The organism is Dyella sp. (assembly GCF_035277725.1).
GTDB lineage: Bacteria > Pseudomonadota > Gammaproteobacteria > Xanthomonadales > Rhodanobacteraceae > Dyella_B.
On the sequence record NZ_DATEJY010000200.1, the window covers coordinates 1 to 10,077 of the forward strand.

The 10,077-nt window shown below is 60.5% G+C and carries 10 protein-coding genes; 8 read left to right on the plus strand and 2 right to left on the minus strand.

What is annotated here, in order from left to right; all coding sequences use genetic code 11:
• Positions 1-62: 62 nt before the first annotated feature.
• Complete coding sequence (locus VJR68_RS17320; RefSeq protein ID WP_324149783.1) at positions 63-335, plus strand: hypothetical protein; 273 nt, start codon at positions 63-65, stop codon at positions 333-335.
• A gap of 84 nt (positions 336-419) precedes the next feature.
• Here VJR68_RS17320 and VJR68_RS17325 read toward each other — a convergent pair whose 3' ends face one another.
• Positions 420-2,219, minus strand: a complete 1,800-nt coding sequence (locus VJR68_RS17325) for an aminopeptidase P family protein (RefSeq protein ID WP_324149784.1) — start codon at positions 2,217-2,219, stop codon at positions 420-422.
• A gap of 221 nt (positions 2,220-2,440) precedes the next feature.
• On the opposite strand from VJR68_RS17325, the gene cyoA reads away from it, so the two are divergent.
• From cyoA to VJR68_RS17350, 5 genes are all read left to right on the plus strand, one after another.
• Entirely contained in the window at positions 2,441-3,370 is a 930-nt protein-coding gene (gene cyoA, locus VJR68_RS17330) for a ubiquinol oxidase subunit II (protein WP_324149785.1), read from the plus strand.
• Between the two features lie 3 nt (positions 3,371-3,373).
• Positions 3,374-5,389 (plus strand): cytochrome o ubiquinol oxidase subunit I, encoded by a 2,016-nt coding sequence (gene cyoB / locus VJR68_RS17335; protein ID WP_324149786.1) that lies wholly within the window; start codon positions 3,374-3,376, stop codon positions 5,387-5,389.
• A 3-nt stretch (positions 5,390-5,392) separates the two neighbouring features.
• Complete coding sequence (gene cyoC, locus VJR68_RS17340) at positions 5,393-6,013, plus strand: cytochrome o ubiquinol oxidase subunit III (protein ID WP_324149787.1); 621 nt, start codon at positions 5,393-5,395, stop codon at positions 6,011-6,013.
• A gap of 1 nt (position 6,014) precedes the next feature.
• Entirely contained in the window at positions 6,015-6,386 is a 372-nt protein-coding gene (cyoD, locus tag VJR68_RS17345) for a cytochrome o ubiquinol oxidase subunit IV (RefSeq protein WP_324149789.1), read from the plus strand.
• A gap of 329 nt (positions 6,387-6,715) precedes the next feature.
• Positions 6,716-7,708 (plus strand): terpene synthase family protein, encoded by a 993-nt coding sequence (locus VJR68_RS17350; RefSeq protein ID WP_324149790.1) that lies wholly within the window; start codon positions 6,716-6,718, stop codon positions 7,706-7,708.
• On the opposite strand, the gene VJR68_RS17355 is transcribed toward VJR68_RS17350, so the two are convergent.
• Complete coding sequence (locus tag VJR68_RS17355) at positions 7,705-7,857, minus strand: hypothetical protein (RefSeq protein ID WP_324149791.1); 153 nt, start codon at positions 7,855-7,857, stop codon at positions 7,705-7,707. The two genes, VJR68_RS17350 and VJR68_RS17355, sit on opposite strands and share 4 nt — an antisense overlap.
• Positions 7,858-7,868: 11 nt before the next feature.
• Here VJR68_RS17355 and VJR68_RS17360 point away from each other — a divergent pair, with 11 nt between their 5' ends.
• Together VJR68_RS17360 and kdsA are read left to right on the plus strand one after the other, a co-directional pair.
• Positions 7,869-9,542: a CTP synthase gene (locus VJR68_RS17360; protein ID WP_324149792.1), complete on the plus strand. Its 1,674-nt coding sequence runs from the start codon at positions 7,869-7,871 to the stop codon at positions 9,540-9,542.
• The coding region (kdsA, locus tag VJR68_RS17365) for a 3-deoxy-8-phosphooctulonate synthase (RefSeq protein ID WP_324149793.1) at positions 9,539-10,077 on the plus strand (539 nt) is incomplete at its 3' end. The genes VJR68_RS17360 and kdsA, both read left to right, overlap by 4 nt.

Sequence of the window (10,077 nt, forward strand, 5' to 3'; positions counted from 1 at the left end):
GAAACCAGGAAAAGGAAGATGAGCGCTACGATCAGATGAAGCTAGGCGTATGACCGGCCGCCTTGGGCGGCTCCTGGTTTCAAGGCGCCTTTGAGGCGCTCACCCATAAAGCCCCCGGCTTTGCCGGGGGATACTTACTGCTGCACTTGGTGGCACAGCGTCCAGGCGTACGCGCCGGCTTTATCCATATACCGTATTTGCCCGTGCAGGCGGCGCGCTTTCCGAATGCGCCAAGCATGCGCGGGGAGGATGTAGTGCGTGCCTTGTCCATTGTGCTGGAAGTCGCCGCAACGCAGCGCGAGGATGAGCGTTTTGGCGCGGGTACGCTGGATTGATCACGTAGGCTGGGATGAAATCCCAGCTTTCGCACAGTTGTCGATGCTGGGATTTCATCCCAGCCTACATCGTCATCGGCGCCTTTAGAGCGGCGCGCAGTGTTTTTCCAGCCACGCCAGGTCGGCATCTTCCAGCAATGGCGCGAGCGCTGCGCGCACGGTGGCGTGATAGTCGTCCAGCCAGGCGCGTTCCTCGGGGTTGAGCAGACTGGGTTCCAGTGCGCGGCGGTCGAACGGGCACAGGGTGAGGGTTTCAAAGGCATAGAAGTCGCCGAACTCGGTCTGGTCGGCTTCCACGACCACGGCGAGATTTTCGTGACGGATGCCGTGGCGGGCAGGCTTATATAAGCCGGGTTCGATCGAGGTGATCATGCCGGGCTCAAGCGAGACCAGTGTGGCGCCGGATACCGGCGGGCGAATGCCGTGCGGTCCTTCGTGCACATTCAAGAAATAGCCGACGCCATGGCCGGTGCCGTGGCCGTAGTCCATGCCGCTGGCCCACAGCGGTGCGCGCGCCAGCGCATCAAGTTGCGGACCGCTGGCGCCTTTGGGGAAGCGGGCGCGGGAGAGCGCGATCATGCCTTTCATCACCAATGTGGCGTCGCGCCGTTGTTCCGGCGTCGTCGGCCCCAGGGCCAGCACGCGGGTGATGTCGGTGGTGCCGCCCAGGTATTGGCCACCGGAGTCGACCAGCAGCAGGCCGTGGCGCTGCAAGGTGTTGTGCGCTTCGGGCGTGGCGCGATAGTGCGGCAGCGCGCCGTTTTCCATGTAGCCGGCGATGGTGGCGAAACTTTCGCCAACGAAGTTCGGTTGCGCGGAGCGTTCGTCACGCAGCAAGGCATCCACGTCCAGCTCGGTTTGTGTCATGCCGGCGGCAAGCCGTTCTTCCAGGCGGCGGAAGGCGCGCACCAGCGCCGCGCCATCACGACGCATCACTTCGCGGATATGCGCCAGCTCGTTTTTGCTCTTGATCGCCTTGAATGCCGTGGAAGGATTGGGCGCCTCCACGCGCTTCACTTCCGGCGCGACGGCTTGCAGCACTTTGCTCACCACGCGACCCGGTTCAAACAACAAGGTGTCACTGGCTTTCAACTCGCCGAGCGCATCACCCAGCGTGGCGTAATTGGCGATGCGGATGCCGTCAGCTTGCAACGCGGCGACGATATCATCCTTGAGCTTGTCCCGATCGACGAACAGGGTGGCCTGTCCGGACGCTTCCACCAGCAAGTGCGCCAGGAATACCGGGTTGCATTCGACATCACTGCCGCGCAGGTTGGTAAGCCACGCGACGTCGTCGAGGCTGGAGACGAGGTGATGTGTCGCGTGTTGCTTGCGCATCGCGTGGCGCAGCTTTTCGAATTTTTCGGCGCGCGTGGTGCCGGCGTAGGTAAGCGGATGGTCGAACACCGGCGCATGGGGCAGCGCGGGGCGATCACGCCATACCATGCCGGGCAGATCGAGATCGACGCGCAGTGTGGCGTCCACGGCGCCTAGCAATCGTTCGATCTGCCGCTGTGTTGCTACCGACACACTGTCGCCAGCCACAGCCACCACCTCGCCTTGATGCAGATGCTGCTGCAACCAGGTCAAGTGTTCGGGCGCATGCGACACGCGTTGCTTCATCAGCGCAATACCACTGCCTGCAAGCTGTTGTTCGGCCTGCGAGAAATAGCGCGAATCGGTCCACACGCCGGCGTCCTTCGCGGTGACCAGCAGCGTGCCGGCCGATCCGCTGAAACCGGATAGCCATTCGCGTGCCTGCCAATGGGCCGGGAGATATTCGGACAAATGCGGATCAGCGGTGGGCACAAGGCAGGCGGCGATGCCATGCCTGGCCATCATGTCGCGCAAAGCGGCGATGCGGGCGGGAATCGGAGTGCTCATCGGCGGCAAGTGTAGGTTGGGTTAGCGCAGCGTAACCCAACAAAGTCCCCATCGAGGCGATCAATCAAACGCTTCCTGCTATCACGCTGCGCAGCGGCCGCGACATTCTGTCTAGCGACCGCAAGAGTTCACAGGCTAGTCACACCTTGCTGCAGCGCGATAACATATATGAGTCGTTTCCCCAACGACACATCCCAATCAGTCCTTCTTAAGAGTCGTTCGTGAACAAGCGTTCCCTCGTCTCCGCCGCGCGCTGGTCGTGCGTAGGTATCGCTGCGCTATTGCTCAGCGGTTGCAATCTGGAGCTCATGTCGCCCATGGGCGATATCGGCGCCCAGGAAAAGTCGTTGATCCTGATCGCCACGGGTCTGATGCTGCTGGTCGTGGTCCCGGTCATCGCGATGACCCTGATCTTCGCCTGGCGCTACCGTGCTTCCAATACCAAGGCCAAGTACGCGCCGAAGTGGTCGCATTCGACCGCGATCGAGGCGGTGATATGGATCGTTCCCTGCATCATCATCGCGATTCTCGGCACCATTACCTGGCGGACCACGCACGCGCTTGATCCCTACAAGCCGCTGGCGCATGAAGCCAAGCCGCTCACCATCCAGGCCGTATCGATGGACTGGAAATGGGTATTCATCTATCCGGAATATGGCGTAGCCAGCGTCAACGAATTGGCGCTGCCGACCAATGTGCCGGTGCATTTCGAGATCACGTCGGATTCGGTGATGAACGCGTTCTTCATCCCGCAGCTTGGCAGCCAGATCTACGCGATGGCGGGCATGGAAACGCAGTTGCACCTGATTGCGAACCAGCCAGGCACGTATGCCGGACTCTCCAGCAACTACAGCGGCGCTGGCTTCTCGGACATGCACTTCACCGCGATCGCGACGTCGCAGCAGGGCTTCCAGGACTGGATCAACAAGGCCAAGGCCAGCCAGCTCAGCCTGGATGACCAGACCTATCACGCGCTGGCACAACCGAGCGAGAAGGCGCCGGTGACGTACTACACCAACGTCAAGCCGGGCCTGTTCAACGCCATCATCGGCCAGTACATGGGCGACATGAAGATGGACAAGATCGGCGATGCGCCGGCACAGGCCAGCGCCATCCCCTCGCCAAACGATCACGCCAAGGCTGCGGAGTAGGCCATGTTCGGAAAACTTTCTCTATCGGCCATTCCTTACCATGAGCCGATCATCATGGGCACGCTGTTGATGGTGTGCCTGGGCGGTGCGGCGCTGCTTGGCTGGGTCACGCTCCAGCGCAAGTGGGGCTATCTGTGGAGCGAGTGGTTCACTACCGTCGACCACAAGCGCATCGGCATCATGTATGTGATCCTCGCGCTGGTGATGCTGCTGCGCGGCTTTGCCGACGCCCTCATGATGCGCGCCCAGCAGGCGATTGCCTCGGCCGATGCTGCTGGTTATCTGCCGCCGCATCACTACGATCAGATCTTCACCGCGCACGGCGTGATCATGATCTTCTTCGTGGCCATGCCGTTCGTGGTGGGCCTGATGAACCTGGTGGTGCCGCTGCAGATCGGCGCGCGCGACGTGGCGTACCCGTTCCTGAACTCGCTCAGCTACTGGCTCACCGCCTCGGGCGTGGTGCTGGTGATGATCTCGATGTTCGTGGGCGATTTCGCCGCCACCGGCTGGCTGGCGTATCCGCCATTGTCGGAGTTGAAATTCAGTCCCACCGTAGGTGTGGATTACTACATCTGGGCGTTGCAGCTATCCGGCTTGGGCACCACGCTTAGCGGCATCAACTTCATTGTCACCATCCTGCGCATGCGCACGCCGGGCATGAAGATGATGCAGATGCCGGTGTTCACCTGGACGGCGCTGGTCACCAACATCCTGATCGTGGCGGCGTTCCCGATCCTGACGGTGGCGCTGGCGCTGCTGGCGGCCGACCGCTATCTGGACATGCACTTCTTCACCAACGAGCTTGGCGGCAACGCCATGCTGTACATCAACCTGATCTGGATCTGGGGTCACCCGGAGGTGTACATCCTGATCCTGCCGTGCTTCGGCGTGTTCTCCGAAGTCGTGGCGACCTTCAGCGGCAAGCCGTTGTTCGGCTACAAGTCGATGGTGTACGCCACCGCGGGTATCGGTGTGGCCTCGTTCGTGGTGTGGCTGCACCACTTCTTCACCATGGGTTCGGGCGCGGACGTGAATGCCTTCTTCGGCATCTCGACCATGATCATTTCGATCCCGACCGGCGTGAAGCTGTTCAACTGGCTGTTCACCATGTATCGCGGCCGCATCCGCTTCACCTTGCCGATGCTGTGGACGGTGGCGTTCATGGTCACCTTCACCATCGGTGGCATGACCGGCGTGCTGCTGGCCGTGCCGGGTGCGGACTTCGTGCTGCACAACAGCCTGTTCCTGATCGCGCACTTCCATAACGTGATTATCGGCGGCGTGCTGTTCGGCCTGTTTGCCGCGATGAACTACTGGTTCCCGAAGGCCTTCGGCTTCAAGCTGGAAGAGCGGTGGGGCAAGGCGTCGTTCTGGTGCTGGGTGGTCGGCTTCTACCTGGCCTTCATGCCGCTGTACGTGCTGGGCCTGATGGGCATGACGCGCCGCATGAACCACTATGCCAACCCTGCGTGGCAGCCGTACCTGATCGTCGCCGCGGTCGGTGCCGTGTTCATCGCCGCCGGCATCGGCTTCATGCTGCTGCAGTTCGTGGTGAGCATCCGCAACCGCGCTGCCAATCCCGACCTGACCGGCGATCCGTGGGGTGGCCGCACGCTGGAGTGGGCAACCAGTTCGCCGGCGCCGTTCTACAACTTCGCGGTGCTGCCGAAGGTGGATGAACTGGACCAGTTCTGGGCCGACAAGGAACACAAGCGCGCCTATCCGCAATACGCGCACTACGACGACATCCATATGCCGCGCAACACCGGCGCCGGCCTGATCATGGCGGCGTTCGGCACGGTGTTCGGCTTTGCCATGGTGTGGCATATCTGGTGGCTGGCCATCGGCGGCCTGCTCTGCATGATCGGCTCGTTCCTGGTTCGTGCCTTCGACACCGACGTGGACTACTACGTGCCGGGTGCCGAGGTCGAAAAGATCGAGCGCGCGCGCCTGGTACCGCTCCACAAGCTGATCGAAAACGTGGGTCCGGCTTCGGCCGGCGAGAAGGTGGCTTAATCCATGACCGCAATCACTGCTAATCACGGCGCCGTCGCACACGGCGGTGCCCACGAGCATCACGACGACGGTTCCAAGACCCTCTTGGGTTTCTGGATCTATCTGATGAGCGACTGCCTGATCTTCTCGGGCCTGTTCGCCACCTTCGCCGTACTGGGGCATGCCACCGCGGGCGGTCCGACCGGGAAGGAACTGTTCGACCTCAAGTTCGTGTTCGGCGAAACCATGCTGCTGTTGATCAGCAGCTTCACCTTCGGCCTGGCCATGCTGAACATGCATGCGGGCAAGCGCAGCAAGGTGATCACGTGGTTGTTCGTCACGTTCCTGTTCGGTGCCGGCTTCGTGGGCATGGAAGTCTACGAATTCCACCACCTGATCGTGTTCGAGAACGCCGGTCCGGATCGCAGCGCTTTCCTTTCCGCCTATTTCGGCCTGGTCGGCACGCACGGCCTGCACGTCAGCTCCGGCCTGCTCTGGCTGGTGGTGATGATGTTGCAGGTGGGCAAGTTCGGTCTCACCGATGCCGTGCAGCGCCGCCTGTCGTGCCTGAGCCTGTTCTGGCACTTCCTGGATCTGGTGTGGATCTGCGTGTTCAGTTTCGTCTATCTGTTCGGAGTGCTCTGATATGTCGAGCCAGCATGGTCATTCTGACGCCCACGCGCACAACGCACATGGCAGCCTGAAGAGCTACACCGTCGGTTTCGCGCTGTCGCTGATCCTCACGGTGCTGTCGTTCGGCTGCGTGATGAGCGGGGCAGTGCCGCAGCACCTCATCGCACCGGGCATCGTGGTGTTTTGCATTGCGCAGTTGCTGGTGCAGTTGGCGTTCTTCCTGCACATGAGCGCGGCGCCGGGGCAGCGCGACAACCTGTCGATCGGCGTGTTCACCCTGCTGATCATCGCCATTGTGGTGGTGGGTTCGTTGTGGGTGATGCACAACATGAATATGTACATGATGCATCCGGTGATGCAGTCCTCATCTTCAAGCATCGGCTGACGTGTGCTTACCCTCTTTTCCGCGGTTGCGGGAGGGAGGGTGGTTTCTCTACGTGCCGCGATGAAAAACAAACCTCCCTGACCGGGAGGCTTTTTTATGGTGATTCAATCTGTGATGGAGAGCTCGAATAAAAAGAGGGACACCTTGTCGCCTGGATTTTTAACGGCAGTTTGATTTTGCCTGTATAGCACGGCATCTAGCATTCCAAAATGCGGTCACGCTGGTGCTTTTCGAATCGCATGTAATGGCTTGCAATGAGCCTGTTGTTCCGCTGATACGCCAATTGCTGTCGTGGTCTAGTTTCGCTTTCCTCTCAAAGGAGTTGGGAAATGAACGTGGAAGCGGCAAAAGTATTGCCTGTAAAGGCTTTCATGAACGCACCCGCAGCTGCGCGCCATGAGCTGAATCTGTCGTATGTGGAACTTTCACCTTATGCCCATGAAGTAGAGCAGGCGACGATTGAATGGATGCAGGCTTCAAGGCTTCTACCGGATACGCATTACCTGAAAAAAGCAAAGGCCATGGCGATATGGGGATATGCCGGTTTTTCGCATCCATTCGGAAATATCGAAGAACTTACGCTCTATTCCAAATTCATCACCTTATGGTTGCTGTGGGATGATCTCGTGGTGGAGAAAACGGACGATTTGAGCTCTATTTTCAACGGCATTACCCAAGCTTTTCGTTGCGATAGTGATCTTTCAAGTGAAAGGGACCCTTATATGCTGGCATGGAGGGCCATCGCCGATGGATATAGAAGTTTGGGTGTTTCGAGCGAGTTCGTGCACAGGCTTGGCCGGAAGATGGGCATATGGGTGCAAACGGTTGCGCGCGAAAACGCCTCGGTTCGCGCAGCCGGCAAGGTCAATCCGTGGTCTCATCTGCGCAGACGCCTGATCACGATTGGCGTCCCGCCTACGGCACAACTTCTTGACCTGCATGTGCAGGATCTTGATCGTCTGCCTGCGGCCCAGCGAGTCGTGTTAACGGGAGCGGCGGTGGTTGCTCTCGTAAACGAACTGGTTTGCGTGGAAAAGGACATGGACCATGTGAATCTCGTCGCGCTGGTTCAGAACTGGTATCAGTGCGATTTCGAGTCGGCCTACGGCCGGGTCGTTGATCTGTGTCGATTGAGCGTGACCAAGCTGGCCGCTGCGGTTGAGGCGTTGCCAGCCAGCCTGCAGGCATGGGGAGCACTCGTCCGCTACATGTCGGAGGGCTTTGCTTACTGGCATTTCGTTTGTTCCCGCTATAACGGGGAACGCATTCATTGCCGGGTTGCCCATGACACTGTCGTGGACCGTCCGGCATATGCCATCTAGCGCGCCGTCGCTTCGCCGGCCAGATTTGGACAAAAGCCATGCGCTAACCCAGCCAACGGCAGCCCGGCCCGCTGCAACATTTTTAGACTTATGAGCGCAGCCATCTCGCGGTAGAAGCGATCTGCCGCTAAAATGCCGATTTCCAGCACGGCTGCTTTCCATGACCCCCCTGATTTTCGTCACTGGCGGTGTGGTGTCCTCGCTCGGCAAGGGCATCGCGGCGGCGTCGCTCGCGTCCATTCTTGAGGCCCGCGGCCTCTCGGTCACCATGATGAAGCTCGATCCCTACATCAATGTGGATCCAGGCACCATGAGTCCCTTCCAGCACGGCGAGGTCTATGTGACCGACGACGGCGCCGAGACCGACCTGGACCTTGGCCATTACGAGCGATTCGTCCACACCCGCCTCACCGGCAAGAATTCCATCACCACCGGCAAGATCTACGAATCGGTGATCCGCAAGGAGCGCCGCGGCGATTACCTGGGCGCCACCGTTCAGGTCATTCCGCACATTACCGACGAGATCAAGCACTGCATCCATGAAGCCACCCGCGGCTTCGATGTCGCCCTGGTCGAGATCGGCGGCACGGTGGGCGATATCGAGTCCCAGCCCTTCCTGGAAGCCATCCGCCAGCTGCGCATCGAGCACGGCCCGGAAAAATGCCTGTTCATGCACCTGACCCTGGTGCCGTACATCAAGGCCGCCGGCGAGATCAAAACCAAACCGACCCAGCATTCGGTGAAGGAACTGCGCTCCATCGGTATCCAGCCGGACATCCTGCTGTGCCGCTGCGAGCAGCCGCTGCCGGACAGCGAGCGCCGCAAGATCGCGCTGTTCACCAATGTGCCGGAGCAGGCGGTGATCAGTGCGGCCGATGTGGACATCATCTACAAGCAGCCGCTGTGGCTGCACCAGCAGGGCCTGGATGACATCGTCGTCAAGAAGATGGGCCTGGACGCCAAGCCGGCCGATCTGTCGGGCTGGCAGCGTACGGTGGATGCGGTCGAGCATCCCAAGGATGAGGTCACCGTCGCCATCGTCGGCAAATACGTCGAGCACAAGGATGCCTACAAATCCCTGGGCGAGGCGCTGCGCCATGGCGGCATCAAGCAGCAGACGCGCGTGAACCTGAAGTGGATCGATTCCGAGCAGATCGAGGCCGAAGGTGCGGCGAAGGTGCTGGGTGGCGTCGACGCGATCCTGGTGCCGGGCGGCTTCGGCAAGCGCGGCTTCGAGGGCAAGATCCTGGCTGCCAAGTACGCACGCGAGCATGGCGTGCCGTATTTCGGCATCTGCTACGGCATGCACGCGGCGGTGGTGGATTTCGCGCGCAACGTGGCGGGTCTCACCGATGCCGATTCCAGCGAGAACGATCGCCATACGCCGAACCCGGTGATTGCGCTGATCACTGAATGGACCACGGCGACCGGTGAAGTGGAGCAGCGCAGCGAGCGCTCCGATCTCGGCGGCACCATGCGCCTGGGCGCGCAGGAATGCCGCCTCAAGGCCGGTACGCTGGCCCGTCAGCTCTACGATCAGGACGTCGTGCGCGAGCGCCATCGCCATCGTTACGAATTCAACAATCGCTACCGCCAGTCGTTCGAAGACCTGGGTATGGTGATCTCCGGCAAGTCGATGGACGACCTGTTGGTGGAAATCGTCGAACTGCCGTTGCAGAAGCACCCGTGGTTCCTTGGCTGCCAGGCGCATCCGGAATTCACCTCCACGCCGCGTGATGGCCATCCGCTGTTCATCGGTTTCGTACGTGCCGCGCGGGAATTCAAAGCCGTGCGCGATGGCGAAAAGCTGGCTGCGAAGGAGTCGGTTGCATGAAGTTGTGCGGTTTCGAAATTGGCCTGGACCAACCGCTGTTCCTGATCGCCGGCCCGTGCGTGGTGGAATCCGAGCAACTGCAAGTTGATACCGCGGGCAAGTTGAAGGAAATCACCGGCCGGCTCGGCGTCAACTTCATCTTCAAATCCAGCTACGACAAGGCCAACCGTTCCTCAGGCCGCAGCTTTCGCGGCCTTGGCATGGAAGAGGGCCTGCGCATTCTGGGCGAAGTGAAGCGGCAAGTGGGCGTGCCGGTGCTGACCGACGTGCACGAATACACGCCGATGAACGAAGTGGCCGCGGTGGTGGACGTGTTGCAGACCCCGGCCTTTCTTTGCCGCCAGACCGATTTCATCCAGAACGTGGCGCGCGCCGGCAAGCCGGTAAATATCAAGAAAGGCCAGTTTCTTGCGCCTTGGGATATGAAGAACGTGGTGGACAAGGCCAAGGCCGTCGGCAACGACGCCATCATGGTCTGCGAGCGCGGCGCCAGTTTCGGCTACAACAATCTGGTTTCCGACATGCGTTCCTTGAG

Bases quoted from the DNA above. Each gene is read 5' to 3' on its own strand.
- VJR68_RS17325 (WP_324149784.1), bottom strand. From the start codon at position 2,219: ATGAGCACTCCGATTCCCGCCCGCATCGCCGCTTTGCGCGACATGATG.
- cyoB (WP_324149786.1), top strand. From the start codon at position 3,374: ATGTTCGGAAAACTTTCTCTATCGGCCATTCCTTACCATGAGCCGATC.
- cyoC (WP_324149787.1), top strand. From the start codon at position 5,393: ATGACCGCAATCACTGCTAATCACGGCGCCGTCGCACACGGCGGTGCC.
- cyoD (WP_324149789.1), top strand. From the start codon at position 6,015: ATGTCGAGCCAGCATGGTCATTCTGACGCCCACGCGCACAACGCACAT.
- VJR68_RS17350 (WP_324149790.1), top strand. From the start codon at position 6,716: ATGAACGTGGAAGCGGCAAAAGTATTGCCTGTAAAGGCTTTCATGAAC.
- VJR68_RS17360 (WP_324149792.1), top strand. From the start codon at position 7,869: ATGACCCCCCTGATTTTCGTCACTGGCGGTGTGGTGTCCTCGCTCGGC.